This is a genomic window from Borrelia turicatae 91E135 (assembly GCF_000012085.2).
In the GTDB taxonomy this organism is placed as follows: Bacteria; Spirochaetota; Spirochaetia; order Borreliales; family Borreliaceae; genus Borrelia; species Borrelia turicatae.
Genome location: NC_008710.1, coordinates 892,447 through 917,330, shown reverse-complemented (window position 1 = coordinate 917,330; position 24,884 = coordinate 892,447). Strand labels below are relative to the sequence as shown.

The window sequence follows — 24,884 nt, the reverse complement described above, 5'->3', positions numbered from 1 at the left end:
AAATAAGCTAGCATTAACATTATACTCATCAAAAAGTACCTGTTGCATATTACCATAAATTAAAGTGTCATCAAAATCAAATATCAAAGCTATAATCTTTTCTTTTTTACCCATAAACAAAAAATAAATTTAAATTAACATTAACTTGTATTACAATATATATATATATATATAACTATGAATATATTCAATATATTTATATATGGTATTATTTTAACATATATGAATATATTGAATAAAAATGATTATGATAGATATAAGTAGTATAAATCAAATAAAAGATATTTTCTCTAAAGTATTAGATGTAAGTTTAATCAGCATTTTAGTTTATTATATCTATAAAAATGTTATTAATTCTTATTCTGTAAATTTACTCAAAGGAATGATCATCATTACATCCATTGGTATCGTGTCTTATTATTTCAACTTATACACAATAAATTGGCAATATATTTGCTATGTTTTATTAGTAGTTTTTTGTGATTTAATTCTCCTAAGCTCATAGAAAACAAATTTTTCCGTAGCATTGGGTTGCCAGCCAGTCCATTTATCATTTCTAAATAGATAATTTTTTGCATATCTATTCTATAATTGGAACAATAGGCAACCCTCTCTCTGTTATTATTTCTTTCAGATTTTATTAAAACATCTTATCTCTTAATTAAGTCTTGTTCAAGATCAAATTAAGCAATAAGATTATTATATACCTCATTAAAGTATTTATATGAGCTAAAGTATGAAAAATTTTTCTGTAATAAACTCAAAAAAGCTACTAGATCTGCATAAGGCCCGTTCCCTTTATTTACTAAACAGGTTATCCATTCTTCATTTTCAAGTTTCACATTAATATTTAAAATCTTTGACCTAAAGTTTTGGATTACTCAAAGCTACCTCTTAGAGCCTATCTAGTTATCATCGTGCCTCCTACACCATTTATTCCTTCAATAACTTTATTCAGTGATGTAATAATTGCCTCCCTATTTCCTTTAGACTTTACAAATCCAATACTTGCCTCTACTTTAGGCAACATAGACCCTGCTGCAAAATGTCCTTCTCCTATATATCTCTCTAAATCAACAATATTTACCTTGTCAAGTAAAATTTCGTCTTTTTTGCCAAAATTTAATGCTACCTGATCAACAGCAGTAACTATCAATAACTTATCTGCTCCAATATCTTGTCCTAATCTAGATGACGCAAAGTCCTTATCAATTACGCCACTTACTCCTTTAATAATTCCTATGTCATCTCTTATAACAGGAATACCACCTCCTCCACACGCAATCACTATAAATCCTTTGTTCATTAATTCACTTATCTCTCCAATTTCTATAATCTCAATTGGCTTAGGCGATGCTACCACTCGCCTATAACCTCTTCCACTATCTTCTCTTAAAATATATCCCTTACTTTCAAGCTCTTCCGCTCTTACCTTATCATAAAATGGTCCAATAGGTTTACTAGGATTCTTAAAACACTCATCTTCTTTATCTACCAAAACTTGCGTAAGCACTACTACTACTCCCCGTCTAATTCCTCGCTTACACATCTCATTCCGCAGTGCCTGCTCAATATAATACCCTATCATCCCTTGACTCATACCAACACACACATCAAGCGGTGCCAATGGTGTTTCTTTACACATCTCATTCTCTAGCAAAATCCTTCCTACTTGCGGGCCATTACCATGACTGATAATTACTTCATAACCATACTCTATCAAATCTACTATCTCACATACACTGCTCTCTATTCTTGCCAATTGATCACAAAATGTTCCTTCTCCACCTTCTAATGCATTCCCCCCAAGACTTATTACAATTCTTTTACTCATACATACTCCCTCATTTTTTATAAATATACATTTGCCATTATAACTAAAATACATATTACAAATTCAATCACAAATATTGGCATTACAAATTTAAACCAACTACCATAACTAATCCTTGCTATACCCAATACAGCCATTATAACTCCACTTGTTGGGGTTAATAAATTAACTAGACCTGATGCTGTTTGCATACCCAACACAACTGATGACCTTGGCATGTCTAAAAAATCAGCCAATGGTGCCATCATTGACATCGTCAAACTTGCATGTCCTGATGATGAAGGCACAATAAACCCTATACACATCTGTACAAGTTCGTTTAACACTACAAATAGACCTTTAGGTACTCCATATAAAAATTCTGATGCTGCATTTAATATAGTTCCTGTAATCATTCCCTCATCAGCTACTATCATCACTCCTCGAGCCATGCCTATAATAAGCGCTGCTGTCATCATATCTTTAGCTCCCTCTACAAATGTTTCCCACATCTTTAATTCGCTCATTTTACATATAAACGCTGATAAAATTGCTGTACCAAGATATAACATCGTCATCTCTTGCATCCACCAACCAAGCTCCAAAATACTATATATTAAAAATACAATCATCACTCCATATAATACCAATACCATCTTTCGTCTATTTGTAAATTCAGGCATACCATTTTCCTTATCACCCATCTTACCTTTAACAAATAGATTATAATGTTCTTCCCTTTGTTCATACACTATAGACCTCTTAGGATCATTCTTTATCCTAATCGCATATATCAACACATACACTATAGCTACAGACACAGAAACTATATACAAAATAATACGGAAATAAAAACCATCCTTTATTTCAATACCAGCTATAGCTGATGCTATACCTGTAGCAAATGGATTAATAGTAGATGCCATGGTTCCAACACCAGCTCCCAATCCAATAATTGCAACAGCTACAATATTATCATAGCCCAAGGCTATTACTAATGGAATCATAATAAGATAAAATGGAAGTGTCTCTTCATACATACCCGTTGTAGTTCCTCCTATGGAGAAAATAAACATCATAAATGGTATCAAAAGTTTATCCTTATTTCCCATTTTTTTAATTGCTGCAGCTATCCCTGCATCAACCGCACCTGTTCCTAAAATCACTCCATAAGCTCCACCAACAATCAAAACAAATACAATAACTTCAACAGCATGCTCCATTCCTTTAGCCATTGCTGTTAAAATAGTAAAAATACCATCTAAGAATCCCCGAGAAGCCCTTTCTACTGTATGATAAGTCCCCGCCACAACAACTTCTTGTAAATTTCCATTAACTTCCCTCGTTTCCTTAGAAAATTCACCAGCAGGAACTATATAAGTTAATATAGTCATAAACACTATTAAAGAAAATACTATCGTAAAACTACTTGGCATTTTATTCTTCTTAACCATCTTATCTCTCCTAATAAATTTACATTTTTCTAATCTAAATTTATAACTAATTATCCCAAAGTTCCAACCATTACAGCCTTAATAGTATGTAACCTATTCTCAGCCTCATCAAACACAACAGACTGACCACTTTCAAAAACATCATGTGTAACCTCAATACCTTCAAGCCCATATTTATCAAATATTTCATTACCAAGGACCGTATTCAAATCATGAAAAGCTGGTAAACAATGCATAAATATTGCATCTTCCTTTGCCAATTTCATAAGCTTACTATTAACTTGATATGGTCTTAACAGTTTAATTCTCTCATTCCAATTAGTCTCACCCATAGACACCCAAACATCAGTATAAACAATATCAGCATCTTTCACTGCTTCCTCAAGAGAACTAGAAATAGTAATATTACCACCACTCTCAGCGGCTATCAATCTTGTTTTGCTTACCAATTCTGGATCTGGGAAGAGTTCTCTTGGCGCAAATATTCTAAAATCCATCCCCATAATAGCACACCCTTCCATTAAAGAATTAGCAACATTATTTCTACCATCGCCACAAAAGACCATCTTCAAATTTTTTAAACATCCCTTATGTTCTTCAATAGTCATAAAGTCAGCAAGTACTTGTGTTGGATGGGCAACATCTGTTAACCCATTATAAACCGGAACATTAGCATACTTAGCTAAATCCTCAACTGCTTTTTGAGAAAACCCTCTAAATTCAATAGCATCATACATTCTTCCTAATACCCTTGCGGTATCAGCTATCGACTCCTTTTTACCTATCTGACTACCGGTTGGCCCCAAATAAGTAACATGGGCTCCTTGATCATAAGCAGCAACCTCAAACGCACATCTTGTTCTTGTTGAGTCCTTCTCAAAAATTATAGCTATATTTTTTCCTTTAAGTTTTTGTTCTTCAAATCTTGCATACTTAGATTTCTTCAAACTATGAGACAAATCAAGTAAATATCTCACATCTTTTTGAGTAAAATCTAAAAGCCTTAAAAAACTTCTCTTTCGTAAATCGTCTCGTAAATCATACATAAATATTTCCTCCATTAAACTAAATATCTTCCCTTATTAAAGGCATAGACATACATCTAGGGCCTCCTCTTCCTCGTGAAAGCTCACTAGAAGGCATTTTATAAACTTTAATCCCAAATTCCTCAAGCAATCTATTAGTTACATGATTCCTAAAATAAACTATTACTTCTCCAGGTGCTATTGCTAAAGTGTTAGCACCATCATTCCATTGTTCCCTTGCTCCATGAATTAAATCCCCTCCAGCACACTTTATCATATTAACCTTACTCCCAAGATAGAAGCCTAAAATATCCTCCAATTTAGCCTTTTCACTTTTAACTTTAATACTGCCAGAACCCAAATCATAAGTCAAAGCATAAATGGTAAATTTCATATCATCACTAATAAAACTTGTAAAAGTAGTATGATCTATTTGAGTAAAAACCGTATCTAGATGCATATAAGCCCTACTTTGTGGGATTTGAAAAGCTAAAATAGTACTAAAAGATGTTTTTTGTTGAAAAAGTTTGCGCGCTACTTTTTCAACAGATTCAGATTCGGTTCTCTCAGAAATACCAATAGCCAAAACATCACGACTTAGAACTAACTCATCTCCACCTTCCAACGTAGTATCTTCATCCCTAGTATACCATATAGGAACATTGTCTCTATAAATAGGATGGTATTTAAAAATATACTCTGCAAATATTGTTTCCCTACGTCTAACCCTAGTTTGCATCCTATTTATTGTTACACCATGACCAATACTCGCAAAAGGATCCCTCGTAAAGAGTATATTGGGCATAGGATCAACAATTAAAGGATATTCACTGTTTACTAAAAAGTTCAGAGAATCAGATTTATAATTTTTAAGATCATCCCTTGTAACCCCAGCTATCATTTTTGAAATCATGTCATTAACAGACATATTATAAAAATAATCCTTCAAAGCTTGAGTCTTATTCTCAGTTCTGATCCCTGCTTCAAAAATAAATTGTGATATAAATTGATCTTTGACACTATCACACTGAGAAATAGTTTCACTAATTAAATCCTCAATATAGACAACTTCAACTCCATTATTTCTTAAAATATCCGCAAAAGCATTGTGTTCTTGCCTTGCCACTTCAAGATAAGGAATATCATCAAACAATAACCTTTGCATTATTGAAGGAGTCAGATTTTCCAATTCTTCTCCTGGTCTATGTAGCAACACTCTCTTTAAACGACCTATTTCTGAGAATACACTTATTGGTTTTAAATACTGCATAACAAAAACCTCTGTTTTTATAAAAAAGTTTAAAAATTTTTAATTTATTACACTTAGTTAATATATTAAAACTTAAACGACAAAAAATCAACATAATTAAAACCTATAAAAAACAAACAAGCTTAATACTTAACTAAATATGATAAAATATTGATATGCAACATCTTACATATATATTCAATTTAATAAGTCTCTACCTAATATGTTCGTGTTCTTTATTTAGCAAAAGTGATCAAAAAAATTACGGTTCAAATACTATCCTGTTAACCCATCACTATCCACCCAATCATGCCCTCGTAACTAATATGACATATACTACATATCACATACCATCACATCTAATAGACACAATATTAGAGCATACAAGATCTCCCAATTTATTAAAAACATTAGCAATAGACTTAAAAATAAGTCCCCAAAAAATAGAAGAAATACAAAACTATCTACTGGCCTATCAAAGACACCTAAATAATTCACAAGAATGGAAAAAATTTATTGAACAAAGCAATATAAATGGATATTTAATCATTAAAGTTGATACAAGTTTTAGAAAAAAATCTGACGAAATTAAACCAAATTCACTTAATAAAAAGTTTACAGAGCTAACAGAAGCACAAATGTATTTAGACAAGGAAATTTTAGCATCATTAGAACAAATATTTTACGAAAAAAATATGGGATATATACCCATTGAAAACACTAACTCTTTTTTCCCTCAAGACAGCATAACCAATTATGCTGTCAATAAAGATATAATAAACGGAATAGAATACATATCTCCTCACATAATAGCAAATCAATTATTAAAAATTAATGATAAACAATATTTCAAGAGATTCATGCTTCATTTAAAAATTGAAAATAACAAAATAACAGAAATACTGCAAAAACAAACAATTGCTGATGAATACAATAATTCATACTATTCAACAAAATCACAACAAAAACTAAACTCAACAAGTAATTACAAATTAATTCCTAATATAATAGATCCAGAAACAGGAATAGAAATAACACCGCAAAAACTAAGATCCATTTTGTCAAATGGAGACATACTGCTAATAAAACCAAAAATAGATTGGACTGACTTTTTCTATTTTTGGCAACACACAGGAATATTTGACGCTGATAAGTATGACAATACAAAAAAAATTGTATTTAAAGGAGAAGACAGCTTCGATATAAAATCAGTAATCACAAGCAATCAAATCAAATTTGACACAGCATCTGTTCAGGGTTCAGGCTATGAAAAACTCACAACTTATATACAATCAAGGATACTAAAAATATTCTCACCCATAACAGACAAAAGAACTATTCAAAAAGCAATAAATTTTGCTAAAAACAGATATGTTGACAATAATTTTGGATATATGGTTCCCCTATTGTCTTCTAATATGTGGACTGACTCAATTAATCTTGAAGAGATCCACCATAAAACTTATTGTTCATTAGTAGTTGACAGAACATACAGAATAGCTGGTCTTGATGTCTCAAGAAATTATGAAGTATCTGGTGTAGTGACTCCTGGAGAGATAAATGCAGCTGCTTACGATTTTTATATGTCATACACAATATCAGGAATATTTCCCAGTATGTTACCAAAAAGAGTTATCAAACCAACTCTTAGAGAAAAATTTATTGGGTATAATAGAGAAATAAAAGATTCAATAGAAATAAAAAGTTCAAAAGAAAAAAGGTTTGGCAAATCTTGCAATATAATTAATTCTTGGTGCTTAGGGAGTTAATTCAACATGAAAAAATACTACGCATGCATATTAAACGACAAAAATGAAAAAATGATCTTCACATCTTGGGAAGAATGCAAAAACAAAATTATAGGACAAAAAAATAAAATAAAGAGCTTCAAAACAAAAGAAGAAGCAAAAAATTGGCTCTCAAGAGATGGAAAGAACGATATCTACCCAACAGGAATATACTTTGACTCTGGAACTGGAAGAGGCAAAGGAGTAGAAATTAGAGTTGTTAATGAAAAAGGAGTATCCATACTAAACAAAATAATAGATCAAAGTCTAATTAATGATTATAATAATTACTACGTTAAAGATTTTGATGGAATTAGCAACAATTACGGCGAACTTTTAGGATTATATATTGCACTCAAAATAGCATTACAAGAAAACACAAAGAACATATTTGGAGATAGCAAACTAGTAATTGATTATTGGTCTAAAGGATTTTACAATAAAAACTTAAATAAAAATACTATCAAATTAATTCAAAATGTGACCAAATTAAGACATACTTTTGAAGAAAAAGGAGGAACGATATTATTGATATCAGGAGACAATAATATTGCGGATCTTGGCTTCCATAAAAGGTAAAATAATATTTATATAAAGCAAAACACATGCAAACACAAAATATTTTTAAAATATGCATAAGCATACCGATCATAATCTCCTGTACTACAATAAGGTTTAAACAAGAATGTAAAACAAATTTTAAGATAATAAAATCCAATGCCCAATATATTAGTGTAGACAATATTGAGGCAACAGACGAATACATATATATTGAATTCACAAATACAAGTGACGAAATCGTAAAAATAAACTGGCAACATACAAATTTAAATTCCAAAAATATCGTTACAAAAAAAAATGATACTAAACTAATAAATAACCTCAAAATTTATAAAAATAAATATAAAGAATTATTAATTGGACCAAAAACTTCTCAAACATTTAAAATTTATTTATTAGGGCAACCCGAGCAAAACACCAAGCTCGCAATCAATAACTCAAAAACACAAAAGCATATATTTAACAAAATCAAATATCCAGCTACTTTAAAACTGAGCATAACAAAACCTAACATTAATCCAAAACAAACCATTGATATTGTAATATCAAGAATCCCAAAAATCTAAAAAAGTTCAAATCTATAAAAAGAATTATTTTACATAGATAATCAACTAGTACCATTTATTTCTTAGTTTTACGGTTAATTAAAAGTTCATAATTAGTACTTGCATTACTTTCCAACGATGATTTAATAGGTTCAAAGAAATTCCAAGAAATATAAATTGAAAAATTATTTCTCCAAATAGAAGAATACCTACCGCTATTATCCTTTAAAATATCTGGACTTAAACTATACTCCCCGACAAATTGCCAATCATAAAAATTAAATTTAAAGCTTGTACTAATTTTCTTGATTTTAAATAATGAATCCTTTCTATCCTGAATATTAAAGAAATTAAATGACTTAAACAGATCTGCAAACAGATTAACCGTTTCAAGCTCAACCTGTTCCATATATCCTCCAAAATATCTAAAAGTTTTAGTATTAATAGAACGAGTTGAAAAATTCAACTCAAAAAACTTAGTATACCTAAACTTAAAAGTAAACTCAGCCCAAAATTCATTATCAACAAATTTTTGCAAATTCATTTTCCATCCAACATCTGTTCCCAGTCCAATTTTAAATTTTTCATCAAAAAACTTAAAATCATATAAATCTTTTTTATACTGAAAACTTAAAGAATACGGAATAAGCTTAGTTGTGGATCCTACCTTCGCAAAATCGCTAATCAATTTATCATACTTATACTCAAAATCATTTTTCATAGCAAATTCAAATCTAAAATCATAAGCACTAAACTTAAACGAAAGTTCAGATACCCCATTAATCAAAGGATCATAAGCAACCAGAAAGATAAGCTTTAAATAATCTAAATATCTTGGCTCTATCTTATAATACAAAGCAGGATGCATCTCTAAATTCTTATAAGGAGAAATGGGTTTTAAAGGTTTTAAATTAATAGAAGTATTTTTAAAAACAGACTTTTTCTCATCTTCCTTAAATTTCTTATCATATTTAATTCCAATACCTACTTCTTGTAATAAATAAGGAAATTCCATCGCAAACTTAAGCTCAGAAGAAGCATATATATTTTCAAAAGTATTTTTCAGCACACCTGAAAGACTAGTAGTAAAAAATCTATAGTCATAAATCAAGCCAAAATTCAATTCTTGATGCAAAGTTTCAGGACTTTTCAAAAAAACGGAATTGCTCTTGCCATCCAACATTTTAGAATCTCTATCATATTTTTTATCAAATGAATAAAGAGTAATTTTGTTCTCAAACCTAATACTACTCCGAGAAAAAGCAGGATACAGCATAAAAGGCAATAAATTTAAATTAAATTTATTAATAAGTGAATGTTCGCCCTTCTTGTCTTTATCCACCAAATTATAATCTTTGTCTAAGGGATTATACTCTATAGTATTAAGATAAAAAATATCTTCAAAAGTAACAAGCCGATTATAAAAATCAGCATGAAATTTTAAATCTATTTTATTTTTAATCTCAAACAAATAGGTTTTCACATCATATTTAAACTCCTGGGGAGACTTAAATTTAGAATTATCAAAAAATATATTATTTTTAAAATAAGGATTCATGCCCAATCTTATATAAAAAGAATCTTGCTTACTCAGATCATTAGAAACAATTGGTTTGGGAGATAAATAAAAATCTTTGGTTAAATCTTTTTTCTCCTTAAGTTTTTTGGCATTACTTTTATCTTTGTCATCCTCAACATTATCTCCAATATTTTTGACCTTGGGTACCATAATTATTTCTTTAACCTTAGAATCAGAAAGAGAAGTCCAACTGTTATTATAAAGCTCTTTCTGAAAATTTAAATCGATATAAGGCAGATAAATTCTCTCTAAATAAAACCATTTCCTAGTTGGATCTTTAATACTTTTAGGATTTTTACCAAAAATATTCTCATAATTTGCCAATTTAAAAGTAAATCCAAGATTATTTAATCTATAATCAATAAGGGTATTATTATCAAAAGTTTGATTATAAAAAGAAGATAAATTCCAATCAAATGTCCTTATCATCTTTTCTGTTTCTGATGAATCTTTTAGAGGACTTAAAACGGAAAAAAATGTTGCACTCTCTAATCTATCTTTAAAGTCAATCATCACATAAGGATCTGAATAATGCTCAAAAATCAATGAAAAAAGCGCATCACTGATTAAAAATTCAGACTTAGATTTAAGCAAATACCTAAAGGGAACCTCAAATCCAAATATGTCACCCTTATTTATATTATCAAAACTAAAAAGGGAGTAATTGATACTATTACCTTCAAAAGGGCGATAGTCACCAGAAATATTATGCTTATATAGAGTTCTTGTCAAGCCTATGCCAAAACTACCTTCAAAAGTTTTAAAAAGATCTAAAGTCTCACCTAAATTAAAATCAATACCTGAATAAAACCCCAAATTAGAATAAATATCAAAAATCAATTTAACATGGTCTTGATTAACTTTAGAAACAATATCTTCTGCAAAGAAATAAGTTAAATAACCATTTCTAATATAAGATTTTTTATCTGAATTGTATACTGAATGAAAATCAAAATCTAAAAAAGAAACATCATCAATATTAGCAGATTTTTTCCCCAATAAATATACAGTATTAAAAAGAGTAAGTCCTTTCCTTGAAGAATATCCTAAAGATGGATTAAAAAACAAACTATCACCTGGTTTAAAAAAGAATGGAATATAGAATATAGGTACTCTTCCTATATAAAACACAGCATTTAAAATACCAAGGTCCCCAGATGGCAAAATCCATATCTTAGAGGCTCTAATAGAATAATAAGGTTCTGGAATCTTACTAGTTGTAATAAAAGCCTCTTCTAATATGTTTGAATCATTATCCAATCTCCTTAAAACTTTTCCCCCAAATGAAACAATATGGTCAATTAAATTTTTATTCACTTTTTTTTGAACAATTCCATTTTTGAGAAGAAAATTCTGAGAATCAAAATCAATAAATAATTCACCGCCATAAAAATATAACTTCTCATCAGTACTCAAATCAAATTTATATTCGACATTTCCACTAGAAAAAAGCTTTTTGGAATTTTTATTAAAAATAATTTTATCACCCTTAATGTTATGCTTTTTATTATCTTTAACGTCTTCAATAACAAGATTTACTTTCCCTTTAAATATGATAGTTTCATCCCCAGTAATCTCATAAGTAAAATTTTCAAGATTATCTGTACTCTCAATGATTATTTTATATCTACCCACATCGTTGCTATCTTTTGAAAAAAGTTCAGGGGATATACCAAATTTTTCCAAAAGTAATGACTTTATCTTAGAAACATCTTTCTCTTCAATACCTTCTCTTAATGCCCATTTTTTTAAATCTTCATCACTAGAAAATTCAAGTTCTTTCAAATTAGCTTTTTGCATTAAAGTTAGATTTTTTTTATCTTTTAAACTCTTTTTATCATTAACATCTTGAGCAAACAAGATAGAATAATTAAAAATATTTACCAAAAATAATATTACAAAAGAGCTTTTAAAAACATTCCCGTATAGGAACTCTTGCATTTTGAAACCTCTTCAGGAGTTCCAGATACAATAATATTTCCTCCAGATACTCCACCCTCAGGACCTAAGTCTATTATATAATCTGCCTGTTTAATCACATCTAAATTATGTTCTATAAGGACTACAGTATTTCCATTTTGAACAAGCAATTGCAATACCTCTAACAATTTTCTTATATCATCAAAATGCAAACCTGTTGTTGGTTCATCAATAATATAAAAAGTCTTTCCTGTACTCTTTTTGCCAAGCTCAAAAGCCAATTTGATCCGCTGAGCCTCTCCTCCTGAAAGGGTTGTTGATGCTTGACCTAATTTAATATATTCAAGCCCCACTTCTTTTAAAATCTCTAAATAATGATTAACTTTTGGAATATTTTCAAAAAAATTTTTAGCCTCAAGAACACTCATTTCTAAAACATCATAAATATTCTTTCCCTTATACCTAATCTCCAAAGTTTCCTCATTAAATTTTTTTCCCTTGCACAAATCACAGGGAACAAAAACATCAGGCAAAAAATGCATCTGAATATTTAAATATCCATCACCTTGACATTTTTCACAACGCCCACCCTTAACATTAAAAGAAAACCTACCAGCCTTAAATCCTCTTGCTCTAGACTCTGGAAGCTTTGCAAAAAGTTCCCTAATCTCCGTAAAAAATCCAACATAAGTTGCAGGATTTGATCTTGGTGTTTTACCTATTGGTTTTTGATTTACTTGAATAACTTTATCAATTTGCTCATACCCAATGACATCCCCAAAACCATCAAAATAACTTGTATTTGATTTTAACCTACTATCAAGAGCAGGATATAATATCTCATTAAGAAGGGTACTCTTTCCACTACCAGAAACTCCTGTTATTACAGTAAAAACTCCCAAAGGAATACGCACATTAATATTTTTTAAATTATTTTTACTAGCATTTAAGAGTACAATTTCAGCTTTTCCTACTTTACGTCTTATTTTTGGAACTTCTATTTTAAGTTGACCACTTAAATACTTTCCAGTCACACTATAATCATTATTTAAAATATCAGATAAAGATCCCTTAGCAACTATTTCTCCACCATAAATCCCAGCTCCAGGTCCAACATCAATAATATAATCAGCAGTACGCAAAGTCTGCTCATCATGCTCTACAACAATTACCGTATTACCAAGCTCTTTCAAATTAACAAGAGTACTTATTAATTTTTCATTATCCCTTTGATGTAATCCGATACTAGGCTCATCAAGTACATAAAGAACACCAGCAAGAGCCGAGCCTATTTGAGTAGCAAGTCTAATTCGTTGAGCCTCACCCCCTGAAAGAGTTCCAGACATCCTATCTAAATATAAATAAGAAAGTCCAACATCAATCAAAAATTTAAGCCTACTTTTAATTTCTTTTAAAATTTCCCTAGAAATTTTAACATCAAGCTCATCAAGCTCAATCTTATCAAAAAAAGAATAAGAATCTATAACAGAAAGATTACTAAGTTCTTGAATATCTTTGCCGCTCAATTTAACAGACAAAGCCCCAAGACTTAATCGCTTACCTTTGCAAGAATTACAAGTTTTGCGAGACATTAAACCTTCATAAAATAATCTAGCACTCTCAGATTCAGTTGCAAGATAACGCCTCTTTAAAAGAGGAATAAGGCCCTCAAATTCCTTAGAATAATAAAAACCACCTTTTATTTCTTTACTCTCCATTTCTTTAGATTTATAGATAAAATCTATCTTTTCATTGGCGCCATACAAAATCTTTTTAAGAATATCTTCAGAAATATCTTTTATAGGAGTATCTAAACTAAAACCATAATGTTTAGCAAGTCCCTTAAAAATTGATAAAGCCCAAGACGAACTGGGTTTAAAGGTAATAAATGCATCATCATTAAAAGAAAGCTTCACATTAGGACAAATCTTCTCAAAATCAAAATCAAGTGTAATGCCAAGACCCGAACATTCACTACAAGCTCCAAATGGACTATTAAACGAAAAAAGCCTTGGTTCTATGACAGGAAGAGAAAACCCACACAGAGGACAACTATTATGTTCTGTAAAGATTTTATCTATTTTTTCTAAATCATTTTCAATTTCTACACGTAAATATCCATTAGAAATCGATAAAGCAGTCTCAATAGATTCTGAAAGTCTAATTCTTATATTACTACTCAATTTTATTCTGTCTACTATAATTTCAATATTATGTTTCTTATTTTTATCTAAGCTCAAATTAACAGCGTCTTCTATCAAATAATCTTGAGAATCTACTCTTACCCTACTAAACCCTTGATTTAATATCTTTTCAAGCTCTTTTTTATGAGCACCCTTTGCGCCCATAACAACAGGCGCAAATAATATAACTTTAGACCCTTCAGCATAACTTAAAATAGTATTAATCATATTATCTAAAGATTGTTCCTCTATTAAACTTCCATCATTTGGACAATATGGCTTACCAATTTTAGCAAATAGCAATCTATAATAATCATAAATTTCAGTAATTGTACCAACAGTTGACCTTGGATTACTGCTTATTGTCTTCTGCTCAATTGAAATAGCAGGAGAGAGTCCGCCTATATACTCAACATTGGGTTTTTTCATTACTCCCAAAAACTGCCTTGCATAAGATGACACAGACTCCATATATCTTCTCTGCCCTTCTGCAAAAATTGTATCAAAAGCCAAAGAGGACTTACCAGAACCACTCTTTCCAGATATCACTACCAAACTATTCCTTGGAATATCAACATTAACATTTTTTAAATTATGCTCTCTTGCACCTCTGACAGTAATTTTTTCTCTCAAGGTATAAACTCCTCACCTTAAAAATTTTCACCCCTTACTTAACAAGCTCTCTTATTTTATCTCGCAAAAAGATAGCATCCTCAAATCTTTCATCACAAACTGCCTCTTCAAGTTTAAACTTAAGCTTAATGATAAGATCCTTTTTAGATAATTTGTCATCAGAAATAATTTTTCCAATGTCATAATCAACGGTTTCATTTTTTAATTCTTTTTCTAAAATATTTTGTACTTTTTTAATAATAGTCCTTGGAACAATATTATTTTTTTTATTGTATTCAATTTGAATATTCCGTCTTCTATTAGTTTCGTCAATAGCCTCTCTCATTGCACAACTTACGTGATCGTAGTACATTATAACACAACCATTTGAGTTTCTAGCAGCTCTACCAATCATTTGGATCAAAGAAGTAGTAGATCTTAAAAATCCTACTTTATCAGCATCCAGTATGATAACAAGAGAAACCTCAGGAATATCTAAACCTTCCCTTAATAAATTAATGCCCACAATAACATCAATTTCTGATTTTCTAAGAGATGTAATAATATCTACTCTCTCAATAGCATTAAACTCTGCATGCAAATATCTAGCCTTTATATCAAGACTTAATAAATAATCTGTTAAATCTTCAGCCATTTTTTTTGTCAAAGTTGTAATTAAAACCTTTTCATTTAAAGCCACCCTTTTTTGAATTTCATTATAAAGATCTTCCATCTGTCCATCTGAAACTCTAAGAATAATCTCTGGATCAATCAGACCCGTTGGACGTATTATTTGTTCAGCAATAACACTACTTTTTTCGCACTCTTCAAGGCCAGGAGTTGCTGAAACAAAAACAACCTGATTAATCAAAGATTCAAATTCATGATACTTAAGGGGTCTATTTGCAAGTGCTGATGGAAGTCTAAATCCAAAATTTACAAGATTTAATTTTCTTGAATAATCTCCATTATACATTCCTCTAAATTGAGGCAAAGTAACATGGGATTCATCAATAAATAACAAATAATCTTTGGGAAAAAAATCAAAAAGACAGTAAGGTCTATCCATCTCGCTATCACTAAAGTACTTAGAATAATTTTCTATGCCCTGACAAGACCCGGTTTCTCTTAACATTTCAATATCATATTCTACTCTCTGCTTAAGTCTTTCAGCCTCAACAAACTTACCATTTTCTTTAAAAGAATGATATTGTATTTCTAAATCAACTTGTATTTTAGAAAGAGCATCCAATATGTTTTCATAAGGAATAACAAAATAAGACTTAGCAAAAAGAGTAAATTCATCAGTAACTCCCAAAATCTTTTTTGTAAGTGGATTAATCCTGCTTATCCTAACAATCTCATCAAAATCTAAATAAATCTTATATGCAAAATCACCATGCTCATTACTAGGCCATACTTCAATGACATCACCTTTAATAGAAAACTTATCATGTTCAAGATTCATAAGAGTTCTTTCATACTGAAGCTTAACAAAAATATCTGCTATCTCTTTAATAGAAATCTTTTGCCCTACAAAAAAAGCATGGGCAGCATTCTTAAAAAATTCTGGAGAACCTAATGCATAAATCGAAGAAACTGTAGCAACAACAATAACATCTCGCCTCCTAGAAAGAGATGTTACTGTCCTTATCCTCTTTATTTCAATATCTTCATTAATAGTGGCTTCTTTTTCTATATACAAATCTTTTGATGGAACATAAGATTCAGGCTGATAATAATCATAATAAGAAACAAAATACTCAACTGCATTATCTGGAAAAAAATCCTTAAATTCCCTATAAAGCTGTGCAGCTAAAGTTTTATTATGACTAATTATCAAAGCAGGTCTCTCTAAATTTCTAATAATATTAGCGATTGTAAAAGTTTTACCGCTACCTGTAACACCCTTTAAAGTCTGATATTTATTATCAAGTAAAATAGATTCCTCAATTTCTCTAATTGCTTTTGATTGATCACCAGCAGGAGAATAATCAGACCTTAAACAAAATTGCATGAAGACCTCAAAGAAAAAAAATTGTAACTCAAAATATAATAACTAATTCTATACTTAATACTTTATTATTCTATAATTTAATTATAGATTCTCAAATAATAAAATAAAGGAAAATAGTATGAAAAATAATAAACTTAAAAAAAAAGTAGAAAAATACATTCAACTTGAAAAAAACAAATATTTTAAAGATGAAGCAATAAGATTACTTAATGAAAATAATGAGAGAGAACTGTACAATAGATTTTATAAAGATCTAGAATTTGGCACCGCTGGAATGAGAGGCATCATTGGAGCTGGAACATACTATATCAACACCTACAATATTACAAAAGCAAGTCAAGGAATTGCCAATTACATCCTTGAAATCACACAAAATCCTAAAGTTGTAATAAGTTATGATTCAAGATACTTCTCAAAAAATTTTGCATATGACGCTGCAGAAATTTTTGCATCAAATGGCCTTAAAGTTTATATATACAAAAATCTAAGGCCAACACCCCAGTTATCATATACAGTTAGAAAATTAGATTGCGATCTTGGAATAATGATAACAGCAAGTCATAATACAAAAGAATACAATGGATATAAAGTATATTGGAAAGGGGGTGCTCAAATAATACCTCCTCATGATACACGAATAATATCAGAAATCAAAAAAGTATCTAATGTTAAAAATACACTTACAAAAGAAGAAGGTATAAATAAGCAAGCAATAATAGAACTTAATGATGAGATTGATATAGCATACATAGAAAAAATAAATGAAGAATTTCCTGATTTCAATAAAAAAAGCAAAAACACAAATTTAAAAATAGCATATACTCCTTTGCACGGGACAGGAGGAACAATAATAAAGGAGTTATTTAAAGGCAGTAAAGTAGAACTTTTAATTGAACAAAGTCAAATAATCCCTGACCCAGAATTTCCGTCAGTCAATTATCCTAATCCTGAAGAACATACTACCCTGTCCAAAGTAATAGAACTTGCAAAAAGAGAAAACTGTGATATTGCATTTGCAACCGACCCAGATGCTGATAGGATGGGTATAGCCTTTAATGAGGATAAAAAATGGAAAACTCTAAATGGCAATCAAATTGCATGCATTTTAATGAATTACTTATTATCTAGAGAAAAAAATCCTAAAAATGTATTTGTGATAGCTTCTTTCACTACAACACCAATGCTAAATAAGATAGCAAAAAAATATAACTCAACATTATATAGAACATATACAGGATTTAAATGGATAGGGCACTTAATAGATGAGATAAAAACAAAAGAACCAAACAAAAAATTTACTTTTGGATGTGAAGAAAGTTATGGATACTTAATTGGAACTGGAACTAGAGATAAAGACGCATTTTCAGCCATAAAAGGATTTTGCGACTTAATGTTGACATTAAAAAAGAATCAAATAACAATAGGAAAATATCTTCAAGAAATGTACAAAGAGTTTGGATATTATGAAGACTTTATAATTAATAAAAGTTTTCAAGGAAGTAATGGGGACTTTTTAAGAGAAGAATTAATGTCAAATTTTAGGAACGAAATTAAAAAAAATTTTGCAGGAATTAACATAATCAAAAAATTAGACTACAAAAAGTTAACAGAAACCGATATGAATGGCAATGTATATAAAATAACAAAATACAAGCATACTACAAATGCAATAAAATTTTTATTAGAAAACGAAATAGAAATAACCATCAGGCCATCTGGAACAGAGTCAAAAATTAAATTTTATGTATCCATATATTCAAGATACGAACAAAAAAACAATATTTTTGATATAATAAATAGTATAAAAATGGAGATAGAAAAGTATTAATATAGCAGAGAACCTAATAAACCTAGTCGAAGTAGCCGCTAGAGAAGTTGCTAGAAAAAATAAAAATAGAGAAGTTTCAATTTGGCATTTATTAATGTCTATATTAGTTTGTCCAAAAAAATCTGAAATAAAAAAAATAGATACCAAAACTTTAAAAAATATCAAACAAGATACATTATGTGAAATAGAAAAGTTAGAAAAAGTTTTAATTGGTACTAATGAAATTATAATTCCAAAGATAAACAGAGAAATTTTCATTCTTATTGAACAAACAAAAAAAGAGTTTAAGTCTAAACCTTCAATAGGTATAAAAGAGATTTTTTATCAAATCTTAAAAACGAAAAAACTTCTCAAGAAATATAAACTTAATAAGTTAAGCTTCAACTTTAATGAAGAAAATATGATAGCAAGTATAGACAAAATAAGGTTAATTGAAACATACAAAGAATTCGAAGATGAAATAAGACTTACAAATGACTATTTTGAAATTGATAAATACGTTAAAAACTTGACAACACTTGCAAAAGAAAAAAAACTCAATCCTTTAATCGGTCGTGAAAAAGAAATTCAATCACTAATAAACATACTTGAGAGACGAAACAAAAATAGCACAATTTTAATAGGAGAACCTGGTGTTGGCAAAACGGCAATTGTTGAAGGCCTTGCCATCAAAATTGCAAATAAAGAAATAAAGAACCAACTACAAAACAAAGTAATACTACAAATTGACACTTCTGACTTAGTCTCAGGAACAAAATATAGAGGAGAATTCGAAGAAAGATTAAATAACATAATTAAATCCATTAAAAACAATAAAGACATAATAATATTTATAGATGAAATACACACTCTAATAGGAGCTGGAAACTCTGAAGGCTCTATTGACGCAGCAAATATTTTAAAACCCGTTTTGTCTCGCTCTGCAATACAAATAATAGGTGCAACAACTTATGATGAATATAGAAAACATATTTCTAAAGATAAAGCATTTACTAGAAGATTTCAAACAATATCGATCAAAGAACCCGATGAAAAAGAAACTCTCAATATAATCAATAACATAATAAAAAACTTTGAAGATTATCACGGTGTCACTTATGAAAAAGAAGCCATAGAAAATGTTATTAAGATATCATCACAATATCTAATTAACAAAAGATTTCCCGATAAAGCAATTGATCTAATTGATATTGCCGGGGCTCAAAAAAAGCAAAAAGAAACAAATAAAAAAATAATCAATGTAGAAGATATTAAAAGCGCAACAGATGAACTATTAAATATTAAGATAAAATCTAACATCAAAGAAGAAATTGATACGCTTAAAACAGAAGCAAGACACATAAAAGAAAAAATAATTGGGCAAGAATGTGCTATAAATGAAATAATTATAGAAATGGTCAAAACAAAACTCGAAATCAATAATAATACGCAACCTTTAACATCAATATTGCTAATAGGTTCAAGCGGAAGCGGAAAGACAATGATAGCAAAAACAATATCAAGCATCATTATTGAAGATCAAAACTCAATACTAAAGCTAGACATGTCAGACTATAGAGAAGAAACTTCCATATCAAAATTAATAGGAACGAATCCAGGATATACAGGCTATGCTGACGGTGGCATTTTAACAAACAGATTAAAACATAATCCTAGAGCCTTCATTATACTTGAAAATATCGAACATGCTCATAATTCTGTGCTTACTATCATAGAACAAATACTTGAGCACGGAGAACTAATTAGTAGTAAAGAAGACAAAATATCCTTTAAAAACACCATTATTGTTTTAAGTACATCTATTGGTACCAAAACACTACTTGGAAAGGGAAGTATTGGATTTAATAAAACAGACAATAATATAAATATCAAAAACGAAATCAACAATGAGCTTAAAACAAGATTCAAATCATCACTACTAGACAAAATACAAAAAAAAATAATTCTTAATATCTTAAAAGAAGAAGACCTCAGCCTAATTTATAACAACTATTGCAAAGAACTCACTAAAAAATTTAGACTAAAGAATATTCAAATAGAGATTGATGACAATCTTAAAAATCATATAATCAACAAATATTATGACAAAAATTCCGGAGCAAGAAGCATTTTAAATGCAATAAAAGAACAAATAGAAGAAAAAATTATCAATCAAATATTCAAAAATCCCAATATTAATCTAATAAAAATATATTTAGACCAAAATAATATAAAAATTAAACAAAAGGAAATCTTATGTTCAAGAAAGTAGAAAGCAAAGTAAATTTCCCTAAGATAGAAGAGAGAATATTAAAATTTTGGAATGACAATAAAATTTTCGAAAAATCAATACAACAAAGAGAAGGTTGTGAAGAATTTACATTCTATGATGGACCGCCATTTGCAACAGGACTTCCACATTTTGGACACTTCGTTCCAAATACAATTAAAGATATCATTCCAAGATATAAAACAATGAAAGGCAAACAGGTTAAGAGATATTTTGGATGGGATACTCATGGCTTACCCGTAGAATATGAAGTAGAAAAATCCTTAAAAATCTCTGGCAGATACGAAATAGAAAAATATGGAATTGATAAATTTAATGAAGAATGTAGGAAAATAGTTCTTAGATACACAAAAGAATGGCAAAAAACAATTTCAAGATTAGGCAGATGGATCGACTTTGAAAACAATTACAAAACAATGGATACAACCTTCATGGAATCTGTATGGTGGGTATTCCAAACACTTTACAATAAAGGTTTAATTTATGAAAGCTACTATGTACTACCATATTCTCCGAAACTTGCAACTCCTCTCTCAAACTTTGAGGTTAATCTCGGTGAATATAAGGAAATTCATGATCCATCACTAACTATAAAATTTAAAATCAAAGATAAAAATGAATACTTACTCGCATGGACAACAACTCCTTGGACACTACCTACAAATCTTGGAATTGCTGTCGGCAAAGATATAGATTACTCTAAAATATTTGATAAGGAAAAAGATGAAACATTTATAATCGGCACAAAAAGGTTAAATCACTACTATAAAGATGAAAAAGCATATACAGTAATAGAACAATTTAAAGGTGAGTATATTAAAGGAATAGAATATGAACCCATATTTAACTATTTCCTAAACCAACGGGATAAAGGGGCTTTCAAGATTCATACAGCAGAATATGTCACAACTGATGATGGAACCGGAATAGTACATATCGCACCCTTTGGAGAAGAAGACTATAACATACTTAAAAATAATACAAAAACCGACATGATAACACCTATAGATGCCGAGTGCAGATTTACAAACGAAGTAAAAGATTTTGAAGGACTATTTGTTAAAGATGCAGATAATAAAATAATAGAAAAATTAAAATCAATGAACCTTTTATTCAAACGAGAAAACTTTCTACACAGATATCCATTTTGCTACAGAACAAATTCACCTCTAATTTACAGACCCATAAGCTCATGGTTTGTAAATATTGAAGCAATAAAAGAAAAACTCATAAAATCAAATGAGCAAATAAACTGGATGCCCTCACACTTAAAAAAAGGACGATTTGGCAAATGGCTAGAAAATGCACGAGATTGGGCAATAAGCAGAAACAGATTTTGGGGAAATCCAATACCAGTTTGGATATGTTCAAAGACAGGAAACAAAATATGTATAGGATCCAAAGAAGAACTTGAGAGACTTTCAGGACAAAAGGTGAATGACTTACATAAAGATAAAGTTGATAAAATTACTTGGCCCAGTGAATATGGTGGTGTATATGTTCGAACAAGTGAAGTTTTAGACTGCTGGTTTGAATCTGGTTCCATGCCCTACGCAAGTAAGCATTATCCATTTAAAGATAAAGATAACTTCCATAATATTTTCCCTGCTGATTTCATTGCAGAAGGTCTAGACCAAACAAGAGGATGGTTTTATACATTAACAATCCTAGGAACTGCACTTTTTGAAAACACAGCGTTTAAGAATGTAATAGTTAATGGACTAGTATTATCTAGTGATGGAAGAAAAATGTCAAAATCACTTAGAAATTACACAGATCCAATGGAAGTAATAAACACATTTGGAGCTGATGCTCTAAGGCTTTACCTAGTAATGAGTCCCGTGATAAGAGCTGATGATTTAAAGTATAGCGATGACGGGGTTAAAGATGTTTTAAAAAATATTATAATCCCTATCTGGAATGCTTACTCATTTTTCATAACTTATGCAATAATTGACAAATTTGAACCTAATAATAATATAAATCTACACAAAACTAATATCCTTGATAAATGGATAGTTAGCGAAATCGAAAGTCTAAAAAAAATATTAAATGAAGAAATAGATAAATATAATTTAACAAAATCAATAGAAGAACTTCTTGCATTTATCGACAAACTAAATAATTGGTATATCAGAAGATCAAGAAGAAGGTTTTGGAAATCTGAGAATGATAATGATAAAATCGATGCCCATGAAACGCTATATTATGTAATAAAAAACTTAATGTTGATGCTTGCACCATTTATCCCGTTCTTAACAGAAGAAATTTATCAAAATCTAAAGACCAAAGATGAAAAAGAATCAATCCATCTAAACAAATATCCACAAGCAATTGAAAAACTTATTAACATAGATCTTGAAGAAAAAATGAACTTTATAAGAAAAGTTGTTTCAATTGCAAGAGCACTCAGAGCATCACATAATATCAAAATACGGAAACCCATAAGTACAATCTATGTTGTTACCAAGGATCAAAAAGAACAACAAATACTAAATGAAATGAAAGAAATAATACTTGAAGAAATTAACGCAAAAGAAATAAAAATCAAATCCAATGAAGAAGAACTTGTAACTTACAAAGCAAAAGCAAACTTTAGAGAACTTGGAAGTAAACTTGGAGTAAATATGAAAGTAGGATCATTAGAAATAATGAAACTAACAAACGAAGATATATTAAAAATAATAAATGGTAACAAACATATAATTAAAATCAATGAAAATACATATAATATTACGCTAAAAGATATAATCTTAGAAAGACATGAAAGAGAAAATTTAAAAATAATAAATGAAGATTCTGTCACAATTGGATTAGATGCACTAATAACAGAAGAATTATATTTAGAAGGACTCTCAAGAGAACTTATAAGAAAAGTACAAAATTTAAGAAAAGAAAATAATTTCAATGTTAGTGACAGAATAATACTATACATAGATAACAGTGATATATTGAAGAAAATAACAAATCAATTTGAAAGCTATATTAAAACGGAAACCTTAACACTCAAAATAGAAATTAATAAAGAAAAGGCATTAACAAACGTAGAACTTGACGATGCAATATTCATAAAGATAGGTATCAAAAGATGGTCAAACTAATTATCAAAATTTTCATGGCTATCCTTTTTATAGGATGTGAAACTTTAAATTACTGTCCACCTAAGAACAACATCTCTTCAATTATGTTGTTAGACCCATCATCAGACATATACGCTTACATAAATCTATCTAAAAACAGATTCATCTACAATGAACTCAAATTCAAATACAAAATCGGACTTAACACTGTTGGTAACTTATACTTAAGTTACACAAAAGATCCAGAAACTTTCTCAGTAATAATAACAGGAAATTTCCCCAAAAATATCTTTTGGGGAATACAAAATAACTCAAATTTTGAATCCTATGGAAACATATTTATAAAACCAAAATGGAAAATAAAAAATTCAAATATATATATCACTCCCACTAAAAATAAAAAAGGAATTCTAATAAATCAAAAAGAAATAACTCAGGAAAGTGAAAACATACTAACAACAAAATATATTGACATACTTGATCAAAATGAAATATTCTTTTGGATAAAGGATATAGCTAAACTAATGCCAAATAACATAAAGAAAATAAATCGTATTCCCTTCAACAAGGGAATATTCATTGCAAACAGTGAAAATGACCAGGATTATAATTTACAAGCTTACTTACATACTGATAATCCAGCAATACTATCTATTTTATCAAAGAAACTAATACCAATCCTATTAGCAAGCACGACAAAAATAATAATCTCAAGTCCTATAAAAACTAGAATAAAAGATCAAAATACCGTAGAACTTAAATTTAATGTTAACAAGATAAGCATCAAAGAATTTATAACAAGTTTAATACTAACTAAAGACGAAAAATCCCAAGTATCTGAATCAAATAGACCATACTATTAATAAAATAAAAGGCAAAATCAGCATATGCAAATTGTTTATTCAAACTTTACTTTAAAACCCCTTCTTATATTAAAATATTCACTTAATTTGACCTTAAAT

The 24,884-nt window shown here is 29.5% G+C and carries 14 protein-coding genes and 1 pseudogene; 8 read left to right on the top strand and 7 right to left on the bottom strand.

Annotated elements, in window-relative coordinates; genetic code table 11:
- Positions 1–247: 247 nt before the first annotated feature.
- Positions 248–466 (top strand): annotated as a pseudogene (locus tag BT0_RS04325) (TIGR00159 family protein); the annotation flags it as partial.
- A 435-nt stretch (positions 467–901) separates the two neighbouring features.
- On the opposite strand, the gene arcC reads toward BT0_RS04325, so the two are convergent.
- The 4 genes from arcC to arcA are packed head-to-tail and all read right to left on the bottom strand — an operon-like array spanning position 902 to position 5,562.
- Positions 902–1,834, bottom strand: coding sequence for a carbamate kinase (gene arcC / locus BT0_RS04320; RefSeq protein ID WP_041178597.1), 933 nt, complete (start codon positions 1,832–1,834; stop codon positions 902–904).
- 17 nt (positions 1,835–1,851) lie between these two features.
- On the bottom strand, positions 1,852–3,267 hold the full coding sequence (locus BT0_RS04315; protein WP_011772779.1) for a YfcC family protein: 1,416 nt from the start codon (positions 3,265–3,267) through the stop codon (positions 1,852–1,854).
- Between the two features lie 50 nt (positions 3,268–3,317).
- Positions 3,318–4,313 carry an ornithine carbamoyltransferase gene (argF, locus tag BT0_RS04310; RefSeq protein ID WP_041178543.1) on the bottom strand — a complete coding sequence of 332 codons (996 nt, stop codon included), beginning with the start codon at positions 4,311–4,313 and terminating at the stop codon, positions 3,318–3,320.
- A gap of 19 nt (positions 4,314–4,332) precedes the next feature.
- On the bottom strand, positions 4,333–5,562 hold the full coding sequence (arcA, locus tag BT0_RS04305) for an arginine deiminase (RefSeq protein ID WP_011772777.1): 1,230 nt from the start codon (positions 5,560–5,562) through the stop codon (positions 4,333–4,335).
- Between the two features lie 155 nt (positions 5,563–5,717).
- Here arcA and BT0_RS04300 point away from each other — a divergent pair, with 155 nt between their 5' ends.
- The 3 genes from BT0_RS04300 to BT0_RS04290 are packed head-to-tail and all read left to right on the top strand — an operon-like array spanning position 5,718 to position 8,455.
- Positions 5,718–7,310: a hypothetical protein gene (locus BT0_RS04300; protein WP_011772776.1), complete on the top strand. Its 1,593-nt coding sequence runs from the start codon at positions 5,718–5,720 to the stop codon at positions 7,308–7,310.
- 6 nt (positions 7,311–7,316) lie between these two features.
- Entirely contained in the window at positions 7,317–7,907 is a 591-nt protein-coding gene (locus BT0_RS04295; protein ID WP_011772775.1) for a ribonuclease H family protein, read from the top strand.
- Between the two features lie 26 nt (positions 7,908–7,933).
- Positions 7,934–8,455, top strand: coding sequence for a hypothetical protein (locus BT0_RS04290; RefSeq protein ID WP_011772774.1), 522 nt, complete (start codon positions 7,934–7,936; stop codon positions 8,453–8,455).
- A 55-nt stretch (positions 8,456–8,510) separates the two neighbouring features.
- On the opposite strand, the gene BT0_RS04285 is transcribed toward BT0_RS04290, so the two are convergent.
- From BT0_RS04285 to uvrB, 3 genes are read right to left on the bottom strand one after another with little or no spacing between them, the layout of a single operon-like run.
- On the bottom strand, positions 8,511–11,954 hold the full coding sequence (locus tag BT0_RS04285) for an LPS-assembly protein LptD (protein WP_011772773.1): 3,444 nt from the start codon (positions 11,952–11,954) through the stop codon (positions 8,511–8,513).
- On the bottom strand, positions 11,909–14,749 hold the full coding sequence (uvrA, locus tag BT0_RS04280) for an excinuclease ABC subunit UvrA (RefSeq protein WP_011772772.1): 2,841 nt from the start codon (positions 14,747–14,749) through the stop codon (positions 11,909–11,911). The genes BT0_RS04285 and uvrA overlap by 46 nt, the downstream gene beginning before the upstream one ends.
- Positions 14,750–14,783: 34 nt before the next feature.
- Positions 14,784–16,745 (bottom strand): excinuclease ABC subunit UvrB, encoded by a 1,962-nt coding sequence (gene uvrB, locus BT0_RS04275; protein WP_011772771.1) that lies wholly within the window; start codon positions 16,743–16,745, stop codon positions 14,784–14,786.
- Between the two features lie 118 nt (positions 16,746–16,863).
- Between uvrB and BT0_RS04270 the strand changes: the two genes are divergently transcribed.
- The 4 genes from BT0_RS04270 (at position 16,864) to BT0_RS04255 (ending at position 24,785) form a co-directional block, all read left to right on the top strand.
- Entirely contained in the window at positions 16,864–18,573 is a 1,710-nt protein-coding gene (locus tag BT0_RS04270) for a phospho-sugar mutase (protein WP_011772770.1), read from the top strand.
- A 94-nt stretch (positions 18,574–18,667) separates the two neighbouring features.
- Positions 18,668–20,824 carry an AAA family ATPase gene (locus BT0_RS04265; RefSeq protein ID WP_011772769.1) on the top strand — a complete coding sequence of 719 codons (2,157 nt, stop codon included), beginning with the start codon at positions 18,668–18,670 and terminating at the stop codon, positions 20,822–20,824.
- Positions 20,809–23,943: an isoleucine--tRNA ligase gene (gene ileS, locus BT0_RS04260; RefSeq protein ID WP_011772768.1), complete on the top strand. Its 3,135-nt coding sequence runs from the start codon at positions 20,809–20,811 to the stop codon at positions 23,941–23,943. The genes BT0_RS04265 and ileS overlap by 16 nt, the downstream gene beginning before the upstream one ends.
- Positions 23,931–24,785 (top strand): hypothetical protein, encoded by an 855-nt coding sequence (locus BT0_RS04255; protein ID WP_011772767.1) that lies wholly within the window; start codon positions 23,931–23,933, stop codon positions 24,783–24,785. Before ileS ends, BT0_RS04255 begins: the two co-directional genes overlap by 13 nt.
- Positions 24,786–24,884 lie beyond the last annotated feature (99 nt).